21 protein-coding genes and 7 tRNA genes are annotated in these 25,170 nt (G+C 53.7%); 22 read left to right on the top strand and 6 right to left on the bottom strand.

The window, feature by feature from the left end; all coding sequences use genetic code 11:
- Positions 1-4: 4 nt before the first annotated feature.
- Positions 5-553, bottom strand: a complete 549-nt coding sequence (gene seqA, locus ACWHWP_RS06555; protein ID WP_047347085.1) for a replication initiation negative regulator SeqA — start codon at positions 551-553, stop codon at positions 5-7.
- Between the two features lie 183 nt (positions 554-736).
- On the opposite strand from seqA, the gene ybfF reads away from it, so the two are divergent.
- The 4 genes from ybfF (at position 737) to fur (ending at position 3,349) form a co-directional block, all read left to right on the top strand.
- On the top strand, positions 737-1,510 hold the full coding sequence (gene ybfF, locus ACWHWP_RS06550) for an esterase (RefSeq protein WP_447855273.1): 774 nt from the start codon (positions 737-739) through the stop codon (positions 1,508-1,510).
- A 128-nt stretch (positions 1,511-1,638) separates the two neighbouring features.
- A complete protein-coding gene (gene ybfE / locus ACWHWP_RS06545) occupies positions 1,639-1,926 on the top strand; it encodes a LexA regulated protein (RefSeq protein WP_023334913.1) in 288 nt (95 codons plus the stop codon).
- 155 nt (positions 1,927-2,081) lie between these two features.
- Positions 2,082-2,612, top strand: coding sequence for a flavodoxin FldA (gene fldA / locus ACWHWP_RS06540; protein ID WP_008501067.1), 531 nt, complete (start codon positions 2,082-2,084; stop codon positions 2,610-2,612).
- A gap of 290 nt (positions 2,613-2,902) precedes the next feature.
- Positions 2,903-3,349, top strand: coding sequence for a ferric iron uptake transcriptional regulator (gene fur / locus ACWHWP_RS06535; RefSeq protein WP_023310771.1), 447 nt, complete (start codon positions 2,903-2,905; stop codon positions 3,347-3,349).
- 107 nt (positions 3,350-3,456) lie between these two features.
- Here fur and chiQ read toward each other — a convergent pair whose 3' ends face one another.
- The 4 genes from chiQ to nagE form a co-directional block, all read right to left on the bottom strand.
- The gene (gene chiQ / locus ACWHWP_RS06530) at positions 3,457-3,786 is read right to left on the bottom strand and encodes a ChiQ/YbfN family lipoprotein (protein WP_047347385.1); all 330 of its coding nucleotides are present in this window, start codon (positions 3,784-3,786) and stop codon (positions 3,457-3,459) included.
- A 47-nt stretch (positions 3,787-3,833) separates the two neighbouring features.
- Positions 3,834-5,249, bottom strand: coding sequence for a chitoporin ChiP (gene chiP, locus ACWHWP_RS06525; protein WP_447855272.1), 1,416 nt, complete (start codon positions 5,247-5,249; stop codon positions 3,834-3,836).
- A 446-nt stretch (positions 5,250-5,695) separates the two neighbouring features.
- Complete coding sequence (gene glnS, locus ACWHWP_RS06520; protein WP_447855271.1) at positions 5,696-7,363, bottom strand: glutamine--tRNA ligase; 1,668 nt, start codon at positions 7,361-7,363, stop codon at positions 5,696-5,698.
- 169 nt (positions 7,364-7,532) lie between these two features.
- Positions 7,533-9,554, bottom strand: coding sequence for an N-acetylglucosamine-specific PTS transporter subunit IIBC (nagE, locus tag ACWHWP_RS06515; protein ID WP_072250611.1), 2,022 nt, complete (start codon positions 9,552-9,554; stop codon positions 7,533-7,535).
- Positions 9,555-9,882: 328 nt separating this feature from the next.
- Here nagE and nagB point away from each other — a divergent pair, with 328 nt between their 5' ends.
- From nagB to ACWHWP_RS06455, 12 genes are all read left to right on the top strand, one after another.
- The gene (gene nagB / locus ACWHWP_RS06510) at positions 9,883-10,683 is read left to right on the top strand and encodes a glucosamine-6-phosphate deaminase (protein ID WP_047347090.1); all 801 of its coding nucleotides are present in this window, start codon (positions 9,883-9,885) and stop codon (positions 10,681-10,683) included.
- A 55-nt stretch (positions 10,684-10,738) separates the two neighbouring features.
- Complete coding sequence (gene nagA, locus ACWHWP_RS06505; protein WP_059310967.1) at positions 10,739-11,887, top strand: N-acetylglucosamine-6-phosphate deacetylase; 1,149 nt, start codon at positions 10,739-10,741, stop codon at positions 11,885-11,887.
- 8 nt (positions 11,888-11,895) lie between these two features.
- Complete coding sequence (gene nagC, locus ACWHWP_RS06500; RefSeq protein WP_021242995.1) at positions 11,896-13,116, top strand: DNA-binding transcriptional regulator NagC; 1,221 nt, start codon at positions 11,896-11,898, stop codon at positions 13,114-13,116.
- Between the two features lie 45 nt (positions 13,117-13,161).
- Positions 13,162-13,914, top strand: a complete 753-nt coding sequence (gene nagD, locus ACWHWP_RS06495; protein WP_008501057.1) for a ribonucleotide monophosphatase NagD — start codon at positions 13,162-13,164, stop codon at positions 13,912-13,914.
- Between the two features lie 249 nt (positions 13,915-14,163).
- Complete coding sequence (gene asnB, locus ACWHWP_RS06490; protein ID WP_010428626.1) at positions 14,164-15,828, top strand: asparagine synthase B; 1,665 nt, start codon at positions 14,164-14,166, stop codon at positions 15,826-15,828.
- A gap of 226 nt (positions 15,829-16,054) precedes the next feature.
- A tRNA-Met gene (locus tag ACWHWP_RS06485) sits at positions 16,055-16,131 on the top strand.
- Positions 16,132-16,139: 8 nt separating this feature from the next.
- A tRNA-Leu gene (locus tag ACWHWP_RS06480) sits at positions 16,140-16,224 on the top strand.
- Between the two features lie 23 nt (positions 16,225-16,247).
- Positions 16,248-16,322: transfer RNA gene (locus tag ACWHWP_RS06475), tRNA-Gln, on the top strand.
- A gap of 32 nt (positions 16,323-16,354) precedes the next feature.
- A tRNA-Gln gene (locus ACWHWP_RS06470) sits at positions 16,355-16,429 on the top strand.
- A 17-nt stretch (positions 16,430-16,446) separates the two neighbouring features.
- Positions 16,447-16,523: transfer RNA gene (locus ACWHWP_RS06465), tRNA-Met, on the top strand.
- 40 nt (positions 16,524-16,563) lie between these two features.
- Positions 16,564-16,638, top strand: a tRNA-Gln gene (locus tag ACWHWP_RS06460).
- Between the two features lie 36 nt (positions 16,639-16,674).
- Positions 16,675-16,749, top strand: a tRNA-Gln gene (locus ACWHWP_RS06455).
- 121 nt (positions 16,750-16,870) lie between these two features.
- Here the strand turns inward: ACWHWP_RS06455 and ubiF are convergent.
- Positions 16,871-18,046, bottom strand: a complete 1,176-nt coding sequence (ubiF, locus tag ACWHWP_RS06450; protein ID WP_447855270.1) for a 3-demethoxyubiquinol 3-hydroxylase — start codon at positions 18,044-18,046, stop codon at positions 16,871-16,873.
- Between the two features lie 135 nt (positions 18,047-18,181).
- On the opposite strand from ubiF, the gene miaB reads away from it, so the two are divergent.
- The 6 genes from miaB (at position 18,182) to ACWHWP_RS06420 (ending at position 25,097) form a co-directional block, all read left to right on the top strand.
- Complete coding sequence (gene miaB / locus ACWHWP_RS06445) at positions 18,182-19,606, top strand: tRNA (N6-isopentenyl adenosine(37)-C2)-methylthiotransferase MiaB (RefSeq protein WP_028012350.1); 1,425 nt, start codon at positions 18,182-18,184, stop codon at positions 19,604-19,606.
- 163 nt (positions 19,607-19,769) lie between these two features.
- Positions 19,770-20,816, top strand: a complete 1,047-nt coding sequence (locus ACWHWP_RS06440; protein ID WP_047347093.1) for a PhoH family protein — start codon at positions 19,770-19,772, stop codon at positions 20,814-20,816.
- Positions 20,813-21,280, top strand: a complete 468-nt coding sequence (ybeY, locus tag ACWHWP_RS06435) for an rRNA maturation RNase YbeY (RefSeq protein ID WP_008501052.1) — start codon at positions 20,813-20,815, stop codon at positions 21,278-21,280. The genes ACWHWP_RS06440 and ybeY overlap by 4 nt, the downstream gene beginning before the upstream one ends.
- Positions 21,281-21,369: 89 nt before the next feature.
- Positions 21,370-22,248, top strand: a complete 879-nt coding sequence (gene corC, locus ACWHWP_RS06430) for a CNNM family magnesium/cobalt transport protein CorC (protein ID WP_447855269.1) — start codon at positions 21,370-21,372, stop codon at positions 22,246-22,248.
- 5 nt (positions 22,249-22,253) lie between these two features.
- Positions 22,254-23,792, top strand: coding sequence for an apolipoprotein N-acyltransferase (lnt, locus tag ACWHWP_RS06425; RefSeq protein ID WP_447855268.1), 1,539 nt, complete (start codon positions 22,254-22,256; stop codon positions 23,790-23,792).
- Positions 23,793-24,191: 399 nt separating this feature from the next.
- Positions 24,192-25,097 (top strand): amino acid ABC transporter substrate-binding protein, encoded by a 906-nt coding sequence (locus tag ACWHWP_RS06420; protein WP_023334902.1) that lies wholly within the window; start codon positions 24,192-24,194, stop codon positions 25,095-25,097.
- Positions 25,098-25,170 lie beyond the last annotated feature (73 nt).

Below are 25,170 nucleotides of genomic sequence, written 5' to 3'. Positions count from 1 at the left end.
AGGGTTAAATTGTACCGCAAACCTTTTCAATCAATTCCGCCGGGAACTGCATGGACTGCATGATATGTTCAACCATGCTGCACTTGCGGCCCGTATTGGTATTGGTGATCACCCAGTACGGGGTGCCTGGGACATGTTTAGGTTTGGTTTGGTTGCCATTTTGCAGCAGCGTCTGCTCGTCACCCGCGAAATAGACGCGAGTACGACCGTGCAGCGACTCGGTCGCTTCAGCAAACGCCTTGTTATCCAGTGAATAAAGTGTAGACAGCACCAGCATAAAGCGGTTAACCGCCTTTTTCTGCTCCGCATATTCATCGGACAGCAGCAGCTCGCGCATCGCGCGCACTTTATCTTTTGCCGGTGTCACGGCAGGTTTAGCCTGTGCAACAACGCTCGGCTGAGACACGACATCTTTGGTGACTGGGGTAGCAGGCTGTGAAGCGGCGGAAATTTTAAGCATGCGCCGTAAAATGTCGGACGCGCTCTCCCCGATATGCCGCGTCTGGCTGGCAATATACTGATAGAGTTCGTCATCAACTTCGATTGTTTTCATCTTAATCCAGTGCGATTTCTTATCTGAATACAAGTCATTGGGATTATAGGGTCAAATCCCAACAGCGGATAGCGTCAAACCTGGTTGGCAGCAAAAGTCAGATTAAACTGGAACCTTGCAGCCGGGCGGCAGAATGGTCAACATGATACCCTAACCTGACATACGTAAAAAAAGAACTTTGCCATGAAATTGAATACCCGAGCGCAAACTGCACAATCGCCGAACAATAATTCTCCCATCGTACTGGTTCACGGGCTTTTTGGCAGCCTGGATAACCTGGGCGTGCTGGCGCGCGATCTGGTTACCGATCACGATATTTTACAGGTCGATATGCGCAATCACGGTCTTTCCGGGCGTTCAGACGAGATGACCTATGCCGCGATGGCACAGGATCTGCTGGATACGCTGGACGCCAACGGCCTGCAGAAGGTGACGCTCATCGGGCATTCAATGGGCGGCAAAGCGGTGATGGCCCTGACGGCGCTTGCGCCGGAGCGTATTAACGGCCTGGTGGTAATTGATGTTGCGCCCGTGGATTATGACGTCCGCCGACACGACGAGATTTTTGCCGCCATCAATGCGGTCACTGAAGCGGGTGTCGCGACCCGCCAGCAGGCGGCTGCGGTCATGAGTGACCATCTTGATGAAGAAGGCGTTGTGCAATTCCTGCTGAAGTCGTTTGTTGACGGAAAATGGCGTTTTAACGTGCCGGTGCTCTGGGAGCAGTACAACAATATCGTTGGCTGGGAAACGGTACCTGCCTGGCCACACCCTACCCTCTTCATTCGTGGCGGTAACTCTCCTTATGTTACCGACGCGTACCGCGACACCTTGCTGGCACAATTCCCGCAGGCGCGCGCCCACGTGATTGCCGGGGCCGGACACTGGGTTCATGCAGAAAAACCTGACGCCGTGCTGCGCGCCATTCGCCGCTATCTCGCTGATACTGCGAATTGATTAAAAAGAGAGCGACTGGAAGGCTGCGGGCTTCCAGTCGTTGGCGTGCCGTTTTTGGTGATGTATGATGGCGCGCTTATCGCCCGGGCATTAGCAGGGCGGCGTGTTTCCCCCGAAGTCTCAGAATCATGGCCAAAGAACAAACGGACCGTACGACACTAGATCTGTTCGCGAATGAACGTCGACCGGGACGACCCAAGACGAATCCGCTTTCGCGCGATGAACAGCTGCGTATCAATAAACGCAACCAGCTTAAACGCGATAAAAATCGTGGGCTTAAGCGTGTCGAACTGAAGCTTAACGCCGACGCCGTCGATGCGCTTAACGAGCTGGCTGACGCGCGAAATATCAGCCGCAGCGAGCTCATTGAAGAGATGTTGATCGCCCAGCTTGAGACGTTACGCAGCCAGGCATAAGTCTGAAAATCCCCTTTATCGCCCTTTTCATGTAGCACGGAGTGCAGTCCTGCGCGATAGCTGTTTCCGCAGGGTTGCCAGTTCTGCTATTATTGCCCTTATCCGTGGCCGAATTGCGCCACCATACTATTAAGTTTCAAGAGGTTATTTTACTCATGGCAATCATCGGCATTTTCTTTGGCAGTGATACCGGCAATACCGAAAATATCGCAAAAAACATTCAAAAACAGCTCGGTAAAGACGTTGCTGATGTGCATGACATCGCCAAGAGCAGCAAAGAAGATCTCGAAGGCTATGACATTCTTCTGCTGGGTATTCCAACGTGGTACTACGGTGAAGCCCAGTGCGACTGGGATGATTTCTTCCCGACGCTGGAAGAAGTCGACTTCAACGGTAAGCTGGTCGCCCTGTTTGGCTGCGGCGATCAGGAAGACTACGCCGAGTACTTCTGTGACGCGCTGGGGACTATCCGCGACATCATTGAGCCGAATGGCGCCGTGATCGTTGGCCACTGGCCAACTGCCGGTTACCACTTCGAAGCGTCTAAAGGCCTGGCCGATGACGATCATTTCGTGGGTCTGGCCATTGACGAAGACCGTCAGCCAGAGCTGACGGCAGAGCGCGTTGAGAAATGGGTTAAGCAGATCCGTGAGGAACTGCACCTGGACGATATTCTTAACGCCTGATTTTTATCGCGGCGCAGCGGCGGCTGCGCCCATGCTCTAGGTCAAACCGATTAAATTAATCGCTACAATCTTTTAACTTTTTCGCCCAGACCTGTACAATGTCTCCCTGATAAACGTGGTTTTCCATTGAGCAAGTTTGTTGGTGATACCACGTTTTTATAAGCATATTTTGCCTGAGACTTGCAGTTTTCATTTAGCCATGGCAGTTCTATAATGAGACGCATTATCCCGGGTGCATTTTCTGTCACTTCCTACAGAAGTGAATCGTTTAGCAACAGGACAGATTCCGCATGACTGACAACAATACCGCATTAAAGAAGGCTGGCCTGAAAGTTACGCTTCCTCGGTTAAAAATCCTCGAAGTGCTTCAGGGTCCAGACAATCACCATGTCAGTGCGGAAGACCTCTATAAACGTCTTATCGACATGGGTGAAGAGATTGGGCTGGCTACCGTCTATCGCGTGCTGAACCAGTTTGATGACGCGGGCATTGTTACCCGTCATAATTTCGAAGGTGGTAAATCTGTTTTCGAACTGACCCAGCAGCAGCACCACGATCACCTGATCTGCCTCGATTGCGGCAAGGTCATTGAATTTAGCGATGATTCCATTGAATCACGCCAGCGTGAAATCGCCGCACGTCATGGCATCCGCCTGACCAACCACAGCCTGTACCTTTACGGTCACTGCGCTGAAGGCGACTGCCGCGAAGATGACCACGCGCACGACGCAAAATAATCAGTCTTCATACTCTGAGCCAGCCGCAAGGTTGGCTTTTTTTTCGCCTGTTTTCAGGTATAAAAAAGCCCGGTAAGCATAGCGCCACCGGGCATGGTAACAGCAGGTTAGTTACTGTTATTGCTGCGGATCTCTTTCCAGATCTGGTCGCAACGCTTCGCCACTTCCTGATCGTTACCGGTTTTACGCGCCTGGATACAGGCCTGGTAATCCATCACGCGAACATTTTCCTGCGTTGCGAACTGCTCATGCGCCTTCTCTTTTTTCAGCACATTCAACACGCTCTGGCAGGCCTGAATTTTCTCCGGCGAGCCTTCAGCGGTATTGATGCACGCGCTATAAGCTTCCTTCAGCCGGGAATCTTCTTTAGGCGCCTGGCTCTGAGAACACGCCACCAGCCCCGACGCCAGCAGCGCGACAATTACAATTTTTTTCATCATGTGCAGTCTCCGGTCCGGCGGGCGCTAACCCGCCGGACGATTCATCAGAAGATGGTGAACGGTGCGATAACCATGAATTTCACGTCACGTTCATCCTGGAAGATGTTGTTATATCCGCCACCGTAGCTAGGCAGGTCAGAATGGTTGTCATACTGGGTGAAGTGCAGTTTGAACATTGTGCCCTTGGCTCTTCCATCCTGCAGTACATACGCAGCATCCAGACTATAGGCGGATTCCTTCAGGCGCTGGCTCTGATCGTAGATTGGGGCACTACTTGGTTTAGCATCCCAACCGTAAGCATAGGAAGCCCCCACTGACCAACCTGCAAGATTCCAGTTTTTGAGATCGTACATCGCCCCGAAGAAGACTGCTTTTTCACCATTGGCGTTAAAGTCAGAACGGTTATCCCACCAGATATCCAGGCGACCGTTAGAAGATGCATAGGTTGGTGTCATGCGCTGTAAGAAGAAGCCCTGATTACCATCAGCTTTGACCCACGTGCCTTCAAGACGTAGATCCACCTGGCCAATCTTGTAGCCAAAGGTTAAAGCTTGCAGCCAGGCCGTGCCGTCATATAAGTCCCTGGCAAGTGCCACTTCATCGTTGGTACGCAGGTTATTTTGTGCGTCTGCTTTATCTCGCGCACCATAGAATTGATAGCTGGTCGAAAGTGGGCTTCCGGCGATATCGAACTTATAAGATGCTTTGGCAAAATACTGGTCCATGTATCCTTGTGCCTGACCAAATGCCGCTTCCAGCACCAGATTATTTTTGAAATCGTACTTAGCACCAAGAGAATGAAGATAATCTACCCGCGTTTTACGATCGCCCTGGTAGAACTTGTCCATTTCGATATGCCACGGTGCTTTATACTCGTTGGTCCACATATAAGAGAAGCTCAACGCACCCGCATCACCGTAGTCAAAGTTAGCCCCGGCTTCTGCACCCTGATAGGTGCCTGGCATAAAGCTCCAGTGCGGCGCTAACAGCGTCTGGCCGGTGGGCTGAATATAGCCACCGCGCGCCCACACCGGGCCGTATTTAAATTTCGCTGCGGCCTTATAAAGGCTGATTCCGCTCTTATCCCCGGACCAGTCTTCTTTATAGGCTTTGTTGCTGGAGGAGAAGGCAATTTCGTTCGGGTGGCCGCTGTCGCCGTTTTCCGCCATTTCGATTGCCGTGAACGCAGCAATATCCAGACCGAACATATCCGCGGCATAACCCGACTGGAAGTCCAGGTTGGCGTTCCAGGTGGAGTGAGAAAGGTTAGTTTTGTATTTGTCTTCAGTGACGTCTTTACGGTCACGTTCACGCTGCCAGTAATAAATACCGCCCGTGAGGGTAGAATCTTCGATGAAACCCGCGGCTTTCGCCTCTGGTGTAACGACCAGGCCCGACATTGCTGTCACACCGGCAATAGCCAGCGCCAGCGCACTACGTTTGCCACTGAACGTACGCATAGATTATTCCTCTTTGACGAATTAAAACGCCTGAAACGGCGAAAATAAAAAAGACCAAATGGTCAGGGGTAGTTATAAATACCCTCGAATTAACTACCGTCTTTAGGTTATTTTTCGCGACGCGAATTATCAATGCTTTTCAGCGGACAAAAGTCAGGATTATGACGAAGTGCACATAATTGGTAGTGCTTTGTAACATTTACCGGAGGGCGAGATTTGGCGGGGCAAGCCATTAAATTTCAGAGGGTAAGATCGTTAATTGCTGTTACTTTTTACAAATTGCGTATTGATGATAAAAAACAAACTTTTTTCAGAAAAATAAGTAGCACCACATTGACCTGATATTTTCCACGATATTATTACCCCCCTGCTTTAACGATATGATCGTTAAATAAAAAAACGCCGCAATAAGCGGCGTTTGTCTCTCATTGACCAATGCAGCGTTATTATTCGCCGATTTTGGTCCAGGTATCACGCAGACCCACGGTACGGTTAAATACCGGTTTTTCCGCCGTGCTGTAACGGCTGTCCAGGCAGAAGTAACCTTCACGCTCGAACTGGAACGCTTTACCCGCTTCAGCGGCTTTCAGGGAAGGCTCCGCATAACCCTGCTTGATCACCAGAGATTCCGGGTTGATGGTCGCCAGGAAGTCTTCAGCAGCACCCGGGTTAGGCACGCTGAACAGACGATCGTACAGACGAATTTCCACCGGCAGCGCGTGGGATGCGCTCACCCAGTGAATAACGCCTTTCACCTTGCGGCCGTCCGCCGGATCTTTACTCAGCGTTTCAGCGTCATATGAACAGAAGATGGTGGTGATGTTACCTTCCGCGTCTTTCTCTACGCGCTCTGCCTTGATGACGTAGGCATTACGCAGACGCACCTCTTTACCCAACACCAGACGCTTGTACTGCTTGTTGGCTTCTTCGCGGAAGTCAGCACGGTCGATCCAGATTTCACCGCTGAACGGCACGTCGCGGCTGCCCATTTCCGGTTTATTCGGATGGTTAGGCATGGAGACCAGCTCGCTTTCACCCTGCGGATAGTTCTCGATAACCAGCTTCACCGGGTCGATGACCGCCATCGCACGCGGTGCGTTTTCGTTGAGGTCTTCGCGAATGCAGGATTCCAGAGAAGCTATTTCAATGGTGTTGTCCTGCTTGGTCACGCCGATACGTTTGCAGAACTCACGAATAGACGCGGCAGTATAACCACGACGACGCAGACCAGAGATGGTCGGCATACGCGGGTCGTCCCAGCCCTCAACGTGCTTGTCGGTCACCAGCAAGTTCAGCTTACGCTTGGACATCACGGTGTATTCCAGATTCAGACGAGAGAACTCGTACTGACGCGGATGCACGGGAATGGTGATGTTATCCAGTACCCAGTCGTACAGACGACGGTTGTCCTGGAACTCCAGCGTACACAGGGAGTGGGTGATGCCTTCCAGCGCATCGCTGATGCAATGGGTGAAGTCGTACATCGGGTAGATGCACCACTTGTTACCGGTCTGGTGGTGTTCAGCAAATTTAATGCGGTACAGCACCGGATCGCGCATCACGATGAACGGAGACGCCATATCGATTTTGGCGCGCAGGCAGGCTTTGCCCTCTTCGAAGCCACCGGCACGCATTTTTTCAAACAGCGCCAGGTTCTCTTCAACGCTGCGATCGCGGAACGGGCTGTTTTTACCCGGTGCGGTCAGCGTACCGCGGTATTCACGGATCTCGTCAGCAGACAGCTCGTCGACATACGCCAGACCTTTGTTGATAAGCTCCACCGCATAGGCGTACAGCTGATCAAAATAGTCAGAGGAGTAGCAGATATCGCCAGACCAGTTGAAGCCCAGCCATTGCACGTCGTTCTTAATGGACTCAACGTATTCGATGTCTTCTTTTACTGGGTTGGTGTCATCGAAACGCAGGTTGCACTGTCCCTGATAGTCCTGGGCAATGCCAAAGTTCAGGCAGATAGATTTTGCATGCCCGATATGCAGGTAGCCGTTCGGCTCCGGCGGGAAACGGGTATGAATTGTGGTGTGCTTACCACTGGCCAGATCTTCATCGATGATCTGACGAATAAAGTTACTCGGGCGGGCTTCTGCCTCACTCATCGTGGATTCCTCAAAGCGTAAACAACGTATAACGGCATATGATCTTATAAGCCGGACGTAGTGACAACCCTTAAAACGGCTCTGAAGAAAATAATGGGGGCATTTGCTGCAAAAAAAAGCGGCGGAGGATAACCCCCGCCGCTTAAGGCATGACTCTACTCAGGAGCGATTACTTGCCTTTAATCTCATACAGAGGCGTTTGACCCGCAACAACCTGACCTTTCGCCTGAATGACCAGGCCACTGAAGTCATCGATGTTGCTGCAAACCACCGGGCTTATCATGGAGCGCGCGTTGGCGTTCAGGAAGTCCAGATCCATTTCCAGAACCGGCTGACCAGCCACAACTTCAGCGCCCTCTTCCACCAGGCGAGTAAAGCCCTGACCGTTCAGCGCAACGGTATCGATACCCATGTGGACAACGATCTCCGCGCCATTTTCGGTTTCGAGGCAGAACGCGTGGTTGGTGTTGAAGATTTTCACGATGGTACCGGCAGCAGGAGACACAACGGTTTTGTCCGTTGGTTTCACCGCAACACCGTCACCGACCGCTTTGCTGGCGAACGCTTCATCAGGTACCTGCTCAATCGCAACGACCTCACCGGTCACGGGAGACACCAGCGCGGCAACCGTTTTGGCATTAGGTACCGCCTGCGGTTTCGCAGCTGCAGGAGCGGCAGCAGGCGCAGCGCTTGCTTCAGCGGCTGCAACCGGGCCGGTCGTTTTCATTGCGTTGGCAATTTTTTCCGCAACGAAGCCGACGATGATCTGCACGCTGGTTTTGTTCAGGCGGATAACACCGGACGCGCCCAGGCGTTTCGCCAGCGCTTCGTTCACCAGAGAAGAATCTTTCACGTTCAGACGCAGACGGGTGATACAGGCATCAATACCGGTCAGGTTGTCAGAACCGCCAACTGCGGCAATGTACTGACGCGCCAGACCTGATACGTCCTGCTCCTGAGCACCGCTCACGTTCACATCCTGACCATCCGCTTCGCTACCGGCCACGGCCAGTTCACGACCCGGAGTCATCAGGTTGAATTTGGTGATAGTGAAACGGAACACCATGTAGTAGATCGCGAAGAACACCAGACCTTGTGGGATCAGCATCCACCAGTGGGTTGCCAGCGGGTTACGGGAAGAAAGCACCATATCCACCAGACCCGCACTGAAGCCAAAGCCCGCAATCCAGTGCATGCTTGCCGCGATAAACACGGAGATACCGGTCAGCACAGCGTGGATCACGTACAGTACAGGCGCCACGAACATGAAGGAGAATTCCAGCGGCTCGGTGATACCGGTGAAGAAGGCCGCAAACGCGCCCGCCATCATAATACCCAGCACTTTCGCTTTGTTTTCTGGACGCGCGCAGTGGTAGATCGCCAGCGCAGCGCCTGGAAGACCAAACATCATGATTGGGAAGAAGCCTGCCTGGTAACGACCGGTAATACCGACAACCGCTTTACCTGCTTCGATGGACTGTGCGCCACCCAGGAAGTTAGGGATATCGTTAATACCTGCAACGTCGAACCAGAATACGGAGTTCAGCGCGTGGTGCAGACCAACCGGGATCAGCAGACGGTTGAAGAACGCGTACACGCCCGCACCGACGGAGCCCAGTTTCTGGATGTGTTCACCGAAGTTCACCAGACCGTCAAAGATCACCGGCCAGATGTACATCAGGATGAACGCAACGAAGATCATCACAAAGGAGGTCAGAATAGGCACCAGGCGACGACCGCTGAAGAACGACAGCGCTTTTGGCAGCTCTACGCTACTGAAGCGGTTGTACAGTTCGGCAGAGATGATACCCACAAGGATACCGACAAACTGGTTGCTGATTTTACCGAATGCCGCCGGAACCTGGTCCGCCGGGATTTTTTGGATCATGGCCACCGCTGCAGGCGAGCAGAGAGTGGTTAACACGAGGAAACCGACAAAACCGGTCAGCGCAGCGGCACCGTCTTTGTCTTTGGACATACCGTAAGCCACACCAATCGCAAACAACACGGACATGTTGTCGATAATGGCGGAGCCAGACTTGATAAAGAACGCCGCCAGCGCGCTGGTGTTACCCCAGCCGTTGGGGTCGATCCAGTAGCCGACACCCATCAGGATGGCTGCGGCAGGCAGCGTGGCGACCGGCACCATCAGTGCGCGACCAACCTTTTGTAAATAACCTAGAATACTCACTTTCTTCCCCCTATGAGACCCCGTTTAAGGCATGTTCTCAGCTCTGTTTTTTATTGTGTCACGAACTATATATACAGTTGATGATTCACTGGCATTGTGAGTGTGTGAAAAATTAATTCGTATCGCAAATTAAACGCGTACTTTTTGTGATTTTTGTCACCAAATATCGTTTATCACCCTCCCTTTCACTGGCTAACAACGAAAACTTATTTTATCATTCGAAAAATCAAGACGGATTGATCCGGCCTGAAAGGTTCCAGGTTACGCTTAAGCATCAGGTTCCGATAGCCATCCGCCCACTCTTCTACTTTAACTCTTGAGGTGAACAATGAGACTGATTCCCCTGGCAACTGCTGAACAAGTCGGCAAATGGGCCGCTCGCCATATCGTTAACCGCATTAACGCGTTCAAACCGACCGCCGATCGTCCTTTCGTCCTTGGCCTTCCGACGGGTGGCACACCGCTGACCGCGTATAAAGCCCTGGTGGAGATGCACAAAGCAGGCCAGGTTAGCTTCAAACATGTCGTGACCTTCAATATGGACGAATACGTCGGATTACCGAAAGAACATCCGGAAAGCTACCATAGCTTTATGCACCGCAATTTCTTTGATCACGTTGATATTCCGTCTGAAAATATTAACCTGCTGAATGGAAACGCGCCGGATATTGACGCAGAATGCCGTCAGTATGAAGAAAAAATCCGTTCCTACGGTAAAATCCACCTGTTCATGGGCGGTGTAGGCAACGACGGTCATATCGCGTTTAACGAACCGGCGTCCTCTCTGGCTTCCCGTACGCGTATTAAAACGCTGACCCATGACACGCGCGTGGCAAACTCCCGCTTCTTTGACGGTGACGTTAACCAGGTTCCAAAATACGCCCTGACCGTAGGCGTAGGCACCCTGCTTGATGCCGAAGAAGTGATGATTCTGGTCCTGGGCGGCGTGAAAGCGCAGGCGCTGCAGGCTGCCGTTGAAGGCAACGTGAACCATATGTGGACCATCAGCTGCCTGCAGCTGCATCCTAAATCAGTCATCGTTTGCGACGAGCCGTCCACGATGGAGCTGAAGGTGAAAACGCTGAAATACTTCAACGAGTTAGAAGCTGAGAACATCAAAGGTCTGTAATTGAATAACCGCCTCTTCATCAAGAGGCGGCCGCTTTTTTTAACCGGGGGTCGTTATGTACGCTTTAACCCACGGTCGGATTTATACCGGCCATGATATTCTGGATGACCATGCGATTGTTATCGCCAATGGCCTGATTGAACGTGTTTGCCCGCTGGCAGAGCTGCCGCCGGAGATTGAACAGCGCTCACTCAATGGAGCAGTAATCTCCCCCGGTTTCATCGACGTACAGCTGAACGGCTGCGGTGGTGTGCAATTTAATGACACCGCCGATGCGGTGACGGTCGAAACGCTGGAAATCATGCAGAAAGCTAATGAGAAATCAGGCTGCACCAGCTTTCTGCCAACGCTCATTACCAGCAGTGATGACCTCATGAAACAGGGTATCCGCGTGATGCGCGAATACCTGGCCAAATACCCTAATCAGGCGCTGGGCCTGCACCTTGAAGGGCCATGGCTGAATATGGTCAAGAAAGGGACGCATAACCCGAATTACGTGCGTAAACCTGATGCAGAGCTGGTTGACTACATGTGTGCGAACGCCGATGTCATCACCAAAGTGACGCTGGCGCCCGAAATGACCGGCACTGACGTCATCAGCAAACTGGCTGCCGCCGGGATTGTTGTATCAGCGGGCCACTCTAACGCCACGCTGAAAGAGGCCAAAGCAGGCTTCCGCGCAGGCATTACCTTCGCGACGCACCTTTATAACGCCATGCCGTACATCACGGGGCGTGAACCGGGCCTGGTCGGCGCGATTCTGGATGAGCCAGACGTTTACTGCGGCATTATCGCGGACGGTTTACACGTCGATTACACCAACATTCGCAATGCCAAGCGGCTGAAAGGTGACAAGCTCTGTCTGGTAACAGATGCCACCGCCCCGGCAGGTGCAAATATTGAGCAGTTCATTTTTGCCGGTAAAACAATATACTACCGCAATGGACTGTGTGTGGATGAAAACGGTACGCTGAGTGGTTCCTCTTTGACCATGATTGAAGGGGTGCGCAACCTGGTTGAGCATTGTGGAATTGCGCTTGATGAAGTCCTGCGTATGGCCACCCTTTATCCGGCTCGCGCTATGGGCGTGGATAAACAGCTTGGCGGAATTGCACCAGGTATGGTTGCAAACCTGACGGCATTCACACACGATTATAAAATTATTAAGACCATCGTTAATGGTAACGAGGTCGTCACTGAGTAAGTAAAAGTATGACACCTGGCGGACAAGCTCAAATTGGTAATGTCGATCTCGTTAAACAGCTTAACAGTGCGGCGGTATATCGCCTGATTGACCAACACGGGCCAATCTCACGTATCCAGATAGCCGAACAAAGCCAGCTTGCTCCCGCCAGCGTGACAAAAATTACCCGCCAGCTCATTGAGCGCGGCCTGATCAAAGAAGTCGATCAGCAGGCCTCCACCGGGGGCCGCCGCGCGATCTCCATTATTACCGAAACCCGCAATTTTCAGGCGATTGGCGTCCGGCTGGGTCGTCATGACACCACGCTCACGCTCTACGATCTGAGCAGCAAAGCCATTGCGGAAGAGCACTATCCCCTTCCGGAGCGCACCCAGGAGACGCTGGAGCATGCGCTGCTGAATACCATCGCGCAGTTTATTGAAAGCTGTCAGCGCAAGATCCGCGAACTCATCGCCATCTCCGTCATTCTTCCCGGCCTGGTCGACCCGGAAAGCGGCGTGATCCGCTATATGCCGCACATTCAGGTTGAAAACTGGGGGCTGGTCGACGCGCTGGAAAAACGTTTCAAAGTGACCTGCTTTGTGGGCCACGACATTCGCTCACTGGCGCTGGCTGAGCACTACTTTGGTGCGAGTCAGGACTGCGAAGACTCTATTCTGGTGCGCGTTCACCGCGGTACGGGCGCAGGCATTATCTCTAACGGCCGAATTTTTATTGGTCGCAACGGTAACGTCGGTGAGATTGGCCACATTCAGGTTGAACCCCTCGGAGAGCGCTGCCACTGCGGCAACTTCGGTTGCCTTGAAACCATTGCCGCCAACACCGCCATTGAGCAGCGCGTTCGCCATCTGCTGGAGCAGGGTTATCAAAGCCGCGTCACGCTCGACGATTGTAAGATAGGCACCATCTGCAAAGCCGCCAATAAGGGCGACGCGCTGGCCTGTGAAGTGATCGAGCAGGTGGGGCGCCATCTGGGGAAAACCATCGCCATCGCCATTAACCTGTTTAATCCGCAAAAAGTGGTGATCGCAGGTGAAATTGTGGAGGCGGAAAAGGTGCTGCTCCCCGCCATTGAAGGCTGCATTAACACCCAGGCGCTAAAAGCATTCCGCCAGAACCTTCCGGTGGTTCGTTCAAAGCTTGACCATCGCTCGGCGATTGGCGCATTCGCGCTGGTCAAACGCGCCATGCTCAACGGAATTCTGCTGCAGCATTTGCTGGAAAGTTGATCGGACCTTATAGTAACGCCTTCTTTTTTTGATGTCGGACTGTCCATGACCATTAAGAATGTAATTTGTGATATCGACGGCGTGCTGATGCACGACAACGTTGCCGTGCCGGGTGCTGCGGAGTTTCTTCACCGCATCATCGACAAAGGAATGCCTCTGGTTCTTCTCACGAACTACCCTTCTCAGACCGGTCAGGATCTGGCAAACCGCTTTGCGACGGCGGGCGTCGACGTTCCGGACAGCGTGTTCTATACCTCGGCGATGGCGACGGCGGATTTCCTGAAGCGTCAGGAAGGAAAAAAAGCCTACGTTGTCGGTGAAGGCGCGCTGATCCACGAGCTGTACAAAGCGGGCTTTACCATCACCGATGTCAACCCGGACTTTGTGATTGTGGGTGAAACGCGCTCCTATAACTGGGAGATGATGCATAAGGCATCCTTCTTTGTGGCTAACGGCGCGCGCTTTATTGCGACCAACCCGGATACCCATGGCCGTGGTTTTTATCCGGCCTGCGGCGCGCTGTGCGCCGGTATCGAGAAAATCTCCGGGCGCAAGCCTTTCTACGTTGGCAAGCCAAGCCCGTGGATCATCCGCGCCGCGCTCAACAAGATGCAGGCCCACTCTGAAGAAACCGTTATCGTCGGCGACAACCTGCGCACCGACATTCTGGCCGGTTTCCAGGCGGGTCTGGAGACGATTCTGGTGCTCTCCGGCGTCTCTCAGCTTGATGACATAGACTCGATGCCGTTCCGGCCAAGCTGGATCTACCCCTCCGTCGATGAAATTGACATCATCTGATACCGAACCACGCCTCAGGGCGTGGTTCTTTATTTTTACGTTTGTAAAATAAAATACCATCTAACAAAAAAGCACTTTCATTGCATAATCATCAATAAATGTGCTCATGGCATACGCATTTTTCACCGATCCGCAACCGCCATTGCACTATTTCCGCTTTCACCCGTAAAACGCTTGCGCGCCCTGCCCCTTTGCGGCATTTTCATAAGCAAGCAACATTACAAAGCAACAGGGTTAACGGAGAAGGTTATGTGTTCAATTTTTGGCGTACTGGATATTAAAACTGACGCGGGCGAACTGCGTAAAAAGGCACTCGAACTGTCCCGCCTGATGCGCCATCGCGGCCCGGACTGGTCCGGCGTTTACGCCAGTGACAAAGCGATTCTGGCTCACGAACGTCTTTCCATTGTTGACGTCAACGCAGGTGCGCAGCCGCTGTATAACGAGAAAAAAACGCATGCGCTGGCTGTTAACGGTGAGATCTACAACCATCAGGCGCTGCGCGCCGAGTACGGCGACCGCTACGCCTTCCAGACCGGTTCTGACTGTGAAGTCATCCTGGCGCTGTATCAGGAGAAAGGCCCCGAGTTCCTCGACGACCTGCAGGGCATGTTCGCATTCGCCCTGTACGACAGTGAAAAAGACGCCTACCTGATTGGCCGTGACCACATTGGTATTATCCCGCTGTACATGGGCCACGATGAACACGGTAACTTCTATGTTGCGTCTGAAATGAAAGCCCTGGTGCCGGTCTGCCGTACCATTAAAGAGTTCCCGGCGGGAAGCTACCTGTGGAGTAAAGACGGCGAGATCCGTCAGTATTATCAGCGTGACTGGTTCGACTACGACGCGGTAAAAGACAACGTCACGGACAAAGCTGAGCTGCGCCAGGCGCTGGAAGATTCCGTTAAAAGCCACCTGATGTCTGACGTGCCATACGGCGTGCTGCTCTCCGGCGGTCTGGACTCCTCCGTGATCTCCGCGATCACTAAGAAATTCGCCGCGCGCCGCGTGGAAGATCAGGAGCGTTCAGAAGCCTGGTGGCCACAGCTGCACTCCTTTGCCGTGGGCCTGGAAGGGGCGCCTGACCTGAAGGCCGCGCAGGAAGTGGCAAACCACCTGGGTACTGTGCACCATGAAATTCACTTCACCGTGCAGGAAGGCCTGGATGCGATCCGCGATGTGATCTACCACATCGAAACCTATGACGTAACGACAATCCGCGCCTCCACGCCGATGTACCTGATGTCGCGTAAGATTAAAGCGATGGGTATCAAAATGGTGCTCTCCGGTGAAGGCTCTGACGAAGTATTTGGCGGCTACCTGTACTTCCATAAAGCGCCGAACGCCAAAGAGCTACACGAAGAGACCGTGCGTAAGCTGCAGGCCCTGCATATGTTTGACTGCGCGCGTGCCAACAAAGCGATGTCGGCATGGGGTGTTGAAGCGCGCGTTCCGTTCCTGGATAAGAAATTCCTCGACGTGGCGATGCGCATCAACCCACAGGATAAAATGTGCGGCAATGGCAAAATGGAAAAACATATCCTGCGTGAATGTTTTGAATCCTACCTGCCGGCAAGCGTTGCATGGCGTCAGAAAGAGCAGTTCTCTGATGGCGTGGGCTATAGCTGGATCGACACCCTGAAAGAGGTCGCGGCAAAACAGGTTTCTGACCAGCAGCTGGAAACCGCCAGCTTCCGCTTCCCGTACAACACGCCAGGCTCGAAAGAGGCGTATCTGTACCGCGAAATTTTTGAAGAGCTGTTCCCGGTTCCAAGCGCTGCAGAGTGCGTACCGGGTGGTCCTTCCGTCGCCTGCTCTTCTGCGAAAGCGATTGAATGGGATGAATCGTTCAAATCCATGAACGATCCGTCAGGACGTGCGGTAGGCGTTCACCAGTCGGCCTACAAATAATCACTCAAATCGCGATCGGGCCCCTCAGGGGCCCATTTTTTTTGCCTCACATTTCACCGCCTAAAACCGATTAATAACCAATAATTGCCGAATATTCGGTCACGCTGTTCGCAACCTAACCAAACAGTCACATTCCGGCTATTTTCGTTGAAAAAGGTGTTGACGCTGCAAGGGTCTATACGCATAATGCGCCCCGCAACGCCGATAAGGTAACGCGAAAAAAGATGGCTACGTAGCTCAGTTGGTTAGAGCACATCACTCATAATGATGGGGTCACAGGTTCGAATCCCGTCGTAGCCACCATCTTTTTTGCGGGAGTGGCGAAATTGGTAGACGCACCAGATTTAGGTTCTGGCGCCGCAAGGTGTGCGAGTTCAAGTCTCGCCTCCCGCACCATTCCCAGGAAAGCGTTGCACGGATGGGGTATCGCCAAGCGGTAAGGCACCGGTTTTTGATACCGGCATTCCCTGGTTCGAATCCAGGTACCCCAGCCATATTTCTTCGATTTTGCGGTTCTCCGCGGTATTGGGGTATCGCCAAGCGGTAAGGCACCGGTTTTTGATACCGGCATTCCCTGGTTCGAATCCAGGTACCCCAGCCATCGAAGATTGCAGTACTGGCTACGTAGCTCAGTTGGTTAGAGCACATCACTCATAATGATGGGGTCACAGGTTCGAATCCCGTCGTAGCCACCAAATTTAGATTGTCGATTTTTCGGTAATCAAGACAAATTGTTGGGGTATCGCCAAGCGGTAAGGCACCGGATTCTGATTCCGGCATTCCGAGGTTCGAATCCTCGTACCCCAGCCAATTTAAAAAGTCGTTAAGCAGTTTGTTTAACGCAATTGGGGTGTCGCCAAGCGGTAAGGCTCTGGTTTCTGATACCAGCATTCCGGGGTTCGAATCCCTGCACCCCAGCCACTTAGTAACAAAAAAGCCCGCTCTGCGGGCTTTTTTGTTTTTGTTGCTCAGAATAGTGTGGCCTGATGCCCCTCACCCTAACCCTCTCCCCAAAGGGGCGAGGGAATAGTCGGAGCGAAGATTAAAGTCCTAAGGCGTATTTCAGCACCTGACGCTTCAACCTACCGGAGCGTTCCGCCGCCATTAATCCAATATTACGTAGAATGCGCACCGGGGCTAAGTCATTGCTGAACCCGGCATAGAACAGATCCATTCCCGACTGCATGATAAAGTTATCCGCCATGCGTCGCGTCTGGTAACGCTTCAGAACCTGATGGCTGGACCAGTTTTCCGCATGCCCGCGGGCGCTGCCCAGCACATCCAGCAACGCCTCAACGTCACGGTACCCCAGGTTCACACCCTGCCCGGCCAGCGGGTGAATGGTGTGTGCTGCATCCCCCACCAGCGCCAGCCCTTCACGGGCATACTGCAATGCGTGACGGCGCGTGAGCGGGAACGCCCCTGCAGCGACCGGCGTAACGTTGCCCAGACGGCTCGGGAAGTGCATGTGAATCTCCCGCTGCAATTGCTCCATTGAAAGCCCCTGCAGCTGGCGAATGCGCGCCGGTTTGTCGTACCACACCAGCGACGCCCAGTTATCGAACAGCGGTAGAAAGGCGTGCGGACCATTCGGGGTAAAGTGCTGCCAGGTGCTCTCTCCCGGCGCCTTCTCGCACTGGACGGTAATCAGCATACAGGACTGCTCGTACTGCCAGGCATGAACCCCAATACCCGCCATCTGCCTGACCTGAGAGTTGGCGCCGTCCGCCCCGACGACCAGCTTGACGGCCAGTTCATCGCCGCTGTCGAGCGTTAGTAAATAGCCGCTATCGTGAGGATGCAGCGCCTTAAGCGACGCCGGAACACGCAGCGTTACCTTCGGGTGCGCCTCGAGCGCCTGCCAGAGCGCCCGCTGGAGCACGTTGTTTTCCACCATATAACCCAGGCGCGGTAGCTTCAGCTCGGCGGCATCAAACGCGACGTGGGCATTTTCCCACTCCCAGGTTTCAAGACGGCTGTAAGGATGGGCGCGCATCGCCAGCACCGCCCCCCATACGCCCAGCCCGCGCAGCAGATCAACGGAGGCCGCGCTGATAGCGGAAATACGCACATCCGGTTTGGCCGCCGGATCGTATTGCGCAGGCGCCGACTGTTCAATTACCGTTACCTCAAATCCCTGCTGCGCCAGCCCCAGCGCCAGCGCGCCGCCGACCATACCGCCGCCGACAACGGCAACTTCGGTGTGTTGGAGTGTCATGGTCAATTTTCCTTATTGGAGAATCCCTTAAGTTTACCGGATTTTTTCGGTCCTGAGACACATAACCTTCATACTGGTCACAACCCCACCAAAGCATTACAATACGCGGCTTGCAATCCTGAGCTGAGCAAGTCGATGACTAAAAAACTCCATATAAAAACCTGGGGCTGTCAGATGAACGAATACGATTCATCCAAGATGGCCGATCTGCTGGATACCACCCACGGATACCAGCTGACTGAAAATGCGAAAGAAGCGGACGTGCTGCTGCTGAACACCTGTTCCATTCGTGAAAAAGCGCAGGAAAAAGTCTTTCACGTATTAGGTCGCTGGAAACTCCTCAAGCGAAAAAATCCGGACCTGATCATCGGCGTGGGTGGCTGCGTCGCGTCGCAGGAAGGCAAGCTGATCCGCCAGAGAGCCCCGTATGTGGATATTGTCTTTGGCCCGCAGACCCTGCACCGCCTGCCTGAGATGATCAACCAGGTTCGCGGCAATCGCAGCCCGGTCGTTGACGTCAGCTTCCCGGAAATCGAAAAATTTGACCGTCTGCCGGAGCCGCGCGCCGATGGCCCGACCGCCTTCGTCTCCATCATGGAAGGCTGCAACAAGTACTGTACTTACTGCGTGGTGCCGTACACCCGTGGTGAAGAGGTCAGCCGCCCGGCAGACGATATTCTGTTTGAAATCGCGCAGCTTGCCGCACAGGGCGTACGCGAAGTGAACCTGCTGGGCCAGAACGTTAACGCCTGGCGCGGTGAGAACTATGACGGCACCACCGGCAGCTTTGCCGAACTGCTGCGTCTGGTGGCCGCGATTGACGGCATCGACCGCATTCGCTTTACCACCAGCCATCCGATGGAATTTACCGACGACATCATCGACGTCTATCGCGATACGCCAGAGCTGGTGAGCTTCCTGCACCTGCCGATTCAGTGCGGCTCTGACCGCGTGCTGAACCTGATGGGTCGTCCGCACACGGTCCTGGAGTACAAATCGACCATCCGTAAGCTGCGTGAAGCCCGTCCGGATATCCAGATAAGCTCTGACTTTATCGTCGGCTTCCCTGGCGAAACCGCTGATGACTTCGAGCGCACCATGAAGCTCATCGGCGAAGTGAACTTTGACGTCAGCTACAGCTTCATCTTCTCAGCGCGTCCGGGAACGCCCGCGGCCGATATGGTTGACGATGTACCGGAAGAAGAGAAAAAGCAGCGTCTGTATATTCTGCAGGAGCGCATCAACCAGCAGGCCAATGCCTGGAGCCGCCGTATGCTCGGCACCGTTCAGCGCATTCTGGTAGAAGGCACCTCGCGCAAGAGCATTATGGAACTCTCCGGCCGTACCGAGAACAACCGCGTGGTGAACTTTGAAGGCACCCCGGACATGATCGGTAAATTCGTGGACGTCGAGATTGTCGAAGTGCTGACCAACTCGCTGCGCGCAAAAGTGGTACGTACCGAAGACGAAATGGGCCTGCGTATTGCAGAGTCGCCGGAATCCGTGATTTCGCGTACCCGCAAAGAAAATGATTCTGGCGTGGGAATTTACCAGCCTTAATCCTCATGGCCTGCCTTTCCGGCAGGCCTTGTATTTCCTCTTATCGTCCCCAATATCATCCGCAACGCTTGCGCCTTTATTCTATGGCGTGAATAATTTCGGTAATGACCGTTTTATTACGCCCTGTCGCAACGGATCAGTTAACCAATCAAAGAGGAACAGTTTGAACATAGATACGCGTGAAATTAGCCTTGAGCCAGCAGACAACGCTCGCCTGCTGAGCCTGTGCGGGCCGTTTGATGACAACATCAAACAACTGGAGCGACGTCTGGGTATCGAAATCAATCGTCGCGATAATCATTTCAAACTTACCGGACGCCCTATCTGCGTCAACGCCGCCGCGGACATTCTGCGTAGCCTGTATGTCGATACCGCCCCGATGCGCGGCGAAATTCAGGATATCGAACCGGAACAGATCCACCTCGCCATTAAAGAGGCGCGCGTGCTGGAACAGAGCGCGGAAAGCGTGCCGGACTATGGCAAAGCCATTAACATCAAGACCAAACGTGGCGTGATTAAGCCGCGCACGCCAAACCAGGCGCAGTACATCGCCAACATTCTTGACCATGACATCACCTTCGGCGTGGGTCCGGCGGGTACGGGTAAAACCTATCTGGCCGTTGCCGCTGCGGTTGATGCGCTGGAGCGCCAGGACATCCGGCGCATCCTGCTGACCCGCCCTGCCGTTGAAGCGGGTGAAAAACTGGGCTTCCTGCCGGGCGATCTGAGCCAGAAGGTCGACCCGTATCTGCGCCCTTTATACGATGCGCTGTTTGAAATGCTGGGCTTTGAGAAGGTCGAGAAGCTCATTGAGCGTAACGTTATTGAAGTTGCTCCGCTCGCCTACATGCGTGGCCGTACGCTGAACGATGCGTTCATCATCCTCGATGAAAGTCAGAACACCACCATCGAACAGATGAAGATGTTCCTGACGCGTATCGGCTTTAACTCAAAGGCGGTCATTACGGGTGACGTGACGCAGATTGACCTGCCGCGCAGCACCAAATCGGGCCTGCGCCACGCCATTGAGGTGCTGGCCGAGGTCGACGAAATCAGCTTTAACTTCTTCCACAGTGAAGACGTGGTACGCCACCCGGTGGTCGCGCGTATCGTTAACGCTTATGAAGCCTGGGAAGAGGCGGATCAGAAGCGTAAGGCCGAACTGGCCGCAGAACGTAAGCGCGAAGCGCAGGAGCAAGAACAGAAATGAGTCAGGTGATCCTCGATTTACAGCTGGCCTGTGAAGATAATTCCGGCATGCCGGATGAGGCACAGTTTCAGAAATGGCTGGATGCCGTTATCCCCCAGTTTCAGGAAGAATCAGAAGTCACGATTCGCCTGGTGGATGAAGCAGAAAGCCACGAGCTTAACCTGACCTATCGCGGGAAAGATAAGCCGACCAACGTGCTCTCTTTCCCGTTCGAAGCGCCGCCGGGTATCGAGATGCCGCTGTTGGGCGATCTGATCATCTGCCGTCAGGTGGTTGAACAGGAAGCCAAAGAGCAGCAAAAACCCCTTGAGGCCCACTGGGCGCACATGGTGGTACACGGCAGCCTGCATCTGCTCGGCTACGATCATATCGAAGACGACGAAGCGGAAGAGATGGAGTCCCTCGAGACAGAGATAATGCTTGCTCTGGGCTATGAGGATCCGTACATTGCCGAGAAAGAATAGTCCGTCACCTGACGGACTAACATGCCGCCACGAAAGGACATCGCGTGGCGGTAAACGTTGAACTAACAAGAGAACCCTTAACAAACGCCATGAGCGACGACAATTCACACAGTAGCGACACGACAACCAGTAAAAAGGGATTTTTCTCCCTCATTCTGAACCAGCTTTTCCACGACGAACCGAAAAACCGTGATGAACTGCTGGAGCTGATTCGTGATTCCGGGCAGAACGACCTTATCGACGAAGATACGCGCGAAATGCTCGAAGGGGTTATGGACATCGCCGACCAGCGCGTCCGCGATATCATGATCCCCCGTTCGCAGATGATTACCCTGAAACGCAACCAGACCCTGGACGAGTGCCTCGATGTCATCATCGAATCCGCCCACTCGCGTTTCCCGGTTATCAGCGAAGACAAAGATCACATCGAAGGGATTTTGATGGCGAAAGATCTGCTGCCGTTTATGCGCAGCGATGCCGAAGCCTTCAGCATGGAAAAAGTGTTACGCCAGGCCGTGGTTGTGCCGGAGAGTAAACGTGTGGATCGGATGCTGAAAGAGTTCCGCTCTCAGCGTTACCACATGGCGATTGTTATTGATGAATTTGGTGGCGTGTCCGGTCTTGTCACGATCGAAGATATTCTTGAGCTGATCGTGGGCGAAATCGAAGATGAGTATGACGAAGAGGAAGACATCGACTTCCGTCAGCTCAGCCGCCACACCTGGACCGTGCGCGCGCTGGCCTCGATTGAAGACTTCAACGACGCCTTCGGTACCCACTTCAGCGATGAAGAGGTTGATACCATTGGCGGGCTGGTGATGCAGGCCTTTGGCCATCTTCCGGCGCGCGGCGAGACCGTTGACATTGACGGTTACCAGTTCAAAGTGGCAATGGCCGACAGCCGACGTATTATACAGGTTCACGTCAGAACGCCGGACGATTCACCGGTGCCAAAACTGGAAGATTAATGTAAATGGCATTTGCCTCACTTCTTGAACGCCAGCGCGTCCGTTTGCTGCTGGCGCTGTTACTCGGAGCCAGCGGTACGCTGGCTTTTTCTCCTTACGACATCTGGCCTGCGGCCATTCTCTCCCTGATGGGGCTACAGGGTCTGACCCTGAATCGTCGTCCGGTACAGGCTGCCGCCATCGGCTACTTCTGGGGGCTGGGACTGTTTGGTTCCGGCATCAACTGGGTCTATGTCAGCATCGCCCAGTTTGGTGGTATGCCGGGCCCGGTTAACGTCTTCCTGGTGGTGCTGCTCGCTGCGTATCTCTCGCTGTATACCGGTCTGTTCGCAGGCATCCTTTCTCGCCTGTGGCCAAAAACCAGCTGGCTGCGCGTCGCTATTGCCGCGCCGGTGGTCTGGCAACTCACCGAGTTCCTGCGCGGTTGGGTGCTGACGGGCTTCCCATGGCTGCAGTTCGGCTACAGTCAGATTGACGGCCCCCTGAAAGGCCTGGCGCCGGTGATGGGCGTTGAGGCCATCAACTTCCTGCTGATGGTTGTCAGCGGCCTGCTGGTCCTGGCGCTGGTCAAGCGCTGCTGGAAGCCGTTGGTTGTGGCGCTGGTGCTGTTCGCTCTGCCCTTCCCGCTGCGCTATATCCAGTGGTTCACCCTTGAGCCCGAACGCGCCACGCAGGTTTCTATGGTTCAGGGAAATATCCCGCAGTCCATGAAGTGGGACGAGAAAGAACTGCTGAATACGCTGAAGATCTACGCCAACGCCACGGAAGAGGTGATGGGTAAATCACAGCTGATTATCTGGCCAGAGTCGGCGATCCCCGATCTGGAGATTAACCAGCAGCCGTTCCTCAACATGATGAACGACCTGCTGCTCTCGCGTGGCAGCACGCTGATCACCGGGATTGTTGATGCGCGTCTCAATCAGCAGAACCGCTACGACACCTACAACACCATCATTACGCTCGGCAAAGACAGCGAGTACAGCTATAACTCCACTGACCGGTACAACAAGAACCACCTGGTGCCGTTTGGTGAGTTTGTTCCGCTGGAGTCGATTCTGCGCCCGCTGGCACCGTTCTTTGACCTGCCGATGTCCTCTTTCAGCCGCGGGCCATACGTTCAGCCCCAGCTTCACGCGCACGGCTTTGCTCTGACGGCGGCCATTTGCTACGAGATTATCCTCGGCGAGCAGGTGCGCGATAACTTCCGCCCTGACACGGACTTCCTGCTGACTATCTCTAACGATGCCTGGTTTGGTAAGTCAATTGGCCCGTGGCAGCACTTCCAGATGGCGCGGATGCGCTCCCTGGAGCTGGCGCGTCCACTGCTGCGCAGCACCAACAACGGCATCACCGCCGTGATTGGACCGCAGGGCGAAATCCAGGCCATGATCCCACAGTTCACCCGGGAAGTGCTGACCACAAAAGTCACGCCGACATCCGGCCTGACGCCATACGCCCGTACCGGTAACTGGCCGCTGTGGATATTGACCGTGCTGTTCGGCTTTGGCGCGGTGCTGATGAGCCTGCGTCTGCGTAGTAAATAACCTTACCTCCTTTGCCGGGTGGCGCTGACGCTTACCCGGCCTACATTTCGTTCCCGTAGGTCGGGTAAGGCGTAGCTGCCACCCGACAGTTCCCTCCAAAGTTCAATTCTGGCACGCCTATTGCTTTGTTTATTCAGGTAAACGCAGTTTGGCTTAACGTGCAACTTAGTCGCACCAGCGTAGATCATCGGTAGCACCGAAACGGTGCAACGGGAGATATTTGCCTCTGAATGGTGCGGCGCGCTTCGCAAAAATAAACAATAACGCAGCAAAATCTTTACATTAAGCCAGACTAAATGTTAACAAGCTTGCATAACACTGCACTCGCATTGCGCGAGATATAACAACATCACAATGGGTATCAAAGCGTCACTGGCGCTGATAAAAAAGGAGTTGGGTATGCAATTACGTAAACTGGCCACAGCAATGCTGGTTATGGGAATGTCTGCAGGCGTGGTTCACGCTGAAGATGCTCCGGCAGCAGGCAGCACTCTCGACAAGATTGCCAAAAACGGCGTCATCGTGGTCGGCCACCGTGAATCTTCAGTCCCGTTCTCTTACTACGACAACACGCAAAAAGTCGTGGGCTATTCACAGGATTACTCCAACGCCATCGTTGAAGCTGTGAAGAAAAAGCTGAACAAACCTGACCTGCAGGTGAAGCTGATCCCAATCACTTCACAGAACCGTATTCCACTGCTGCAAAACGGCACCTTTGATTTCGAGTGTGGCTCCACCACCAATAACCTCGAGCGTCAGAAACAGGCTGCCTTCTCGGACACCATCTTTGTTGTGGGCACCCGCCTGCTGACCAAGAAAGGCGGTGAGATCAAAGACTTCGCTGACCTGAAAGGCAAAGCGGTCGTTGTCACTTCCGGTACCACCTCAGAAGTGCTGCTGCACAAGCTGAACGACGAGAAGAAAATGGATATGCGCATCATCAGCGCGAAAGACCATGGCGACTCCTTCCGTACTCTGGAAAGTGGTCGTGCCGTCGCGTTTATGATGGATGACGCCCTGCTGGCGGGCGAGCGTGCGAAAGCGAAAAAACCGGACAACTGGGATATCGTCGGTACCGCGCAGTCGAAAGAAGCCTACGGCTGTATGCTGCGTAAAGACGATCCGCAGTTCAAAAAGCTGATCGATGACACCATCGCTCAGGTGCAGACCTCCGGCGAAGCGGAAAAATGGTTCGACAAGTGGTTCAAGAACCCGATTCCACCAAAAAATCTCAACATGAACTTTGAACTGTCTGAAGACATGAAAGCGCTGTTCAAATCTCCAAATGACAAAGCTCTTAACTAATTAGAACAACAGGGGCGGGATCTCCTGCCCTCTCGATTGTCGGGAAGCATGGACAGACTATACGTTGAGTGGT

The sequence above is a fragment of the Enterobacter sp. WI-ESBL-E8 genome (assembly GCF_053364895.1).
Note: the sequence above shows the minus strand (reverse complement) of the source record. Positions and strands in the feature narration are given on the sequence as shown.

Bases quoted from the DNA above. Each gene is read 5' to 3' on its own strand.
- seqA (WP_047347085.1), bottom strand. From the start codon at position 553: ATGAAAACAATCGAAGTTGATGACGAACTCTATCAGTATATTGCCAGC.
- ybfF (WP_447855273.1), top strand. From the start codon at position 737: ATGAAATTGAATACCCGAGCGCAAACTGCACAATCGCCGAACAATAAT.
- ybfE (WP_023334913.1), top strand. From the start codon at position 1,639: ATGGCCAAAGAACAAACGGACCGTACGACACTAGATCTGTTCGCGAAT.
- fldA (WP_008501067.1), top strand. From the start codon at position 2,082: ATGGCAATCATCGGCATTTTCTTTGGCAGTGATACCGGCAATACCGAA.
- fur (WP_023310771.1), top strand. From the start codon at position 2,903: ATGACTGACAACAATACCGCATTAAAGAAGGCTGGCCTGAAAGTTACG.
- chiQ (WP_047347385.1), bottom strand. From the start codon at position 3,786: ATGAAAAAAATTGTAATTGTCGCGCTGCTGGCGTCGGGGCTGGTGGCG.
- chiP (WP_447855272.1), bottom strand. From the start codon at position 5,249: ATGCGTACGTTCAGTGGCAAACGTAGTGCGCTGGCGCTGGCTATTGCC.
- glnS (WP_447855271.1), bottom strand. From the start codon at position 7,363: ATGAGTGAGGCAGAAGCCCGCCCGAGTAACTTTATTCGTCAGATCATC.
- nagB (WP_047347090.1), top strand. From the start codon at position 9,883: ATGAGACTGATTCCCCTGGCAACTGCTGAACAAGTCGGCAAATGGGCC.
- nagA (WP_059310967.1), top strand. From the start codon at position 10,739: ATGTACGCTTTAACCCACGGTCGGATTTATACCGGCCATGATATTCTG.
- nagC (WP_021242995.1), top strand. From the start codon at position 11,896: ATGACACCTGGCGGACAAGCTCAAATTGGTAATGTCGATCTCGTTAAA.
- nagD (WP_008501057.1), top strand. From the start codon at position 13,162: ATGACCATTAAGAATGTAATTTGTGATATCGACGGCGTGCTGATGCAC.
- asnB (WP_010428626.1), top strand. From the start codon at position 14,164: ATGTGTTCAATTTTTGGCGTACTGGATATTAAAACTGACGCGGGCGAA.
- ubiF (WP_447855270.1), bottom strand. From the start codon at position 18,046: ATGACACTCCAACACACCGAAGTTGCCGTTGTCGGCGGCGGTATGGTC.
- miaB (WP_028012350.1), top strand. From the start codon at position 18,182: ATGACTAAAAAACTCCATATAAAAACCTGGGGCTGTCAGATGAACGAA.
- ybeY (WP_008501052.1), top strand. From the start codon at position 20,813: ATGAGTCAGGTGATCCTCGATTTACAGCTGGCCTGTGAAGATAATTCC.
- corC (WP_447855269.1), top strand. From the start codon at position 21,370: ATGAGCGACGACAATTCACACAGTAGCGACACGACAACCAGTAAAAAG.
- lnt (WP_447855268.1), top strand. From the start codon at position 22,254: ATGGCATTTGCCTCACTTCTTGAACGCCAGCGCGTCCGTTTGCTGCTG.
- ACWHWP_RS06420 (WP_023334902.1), top strand. From the start codon at position 24,192: ATGCAATTACGTAAACTGGCCACAGCAATGCTGGTTATGGGAATGTCT.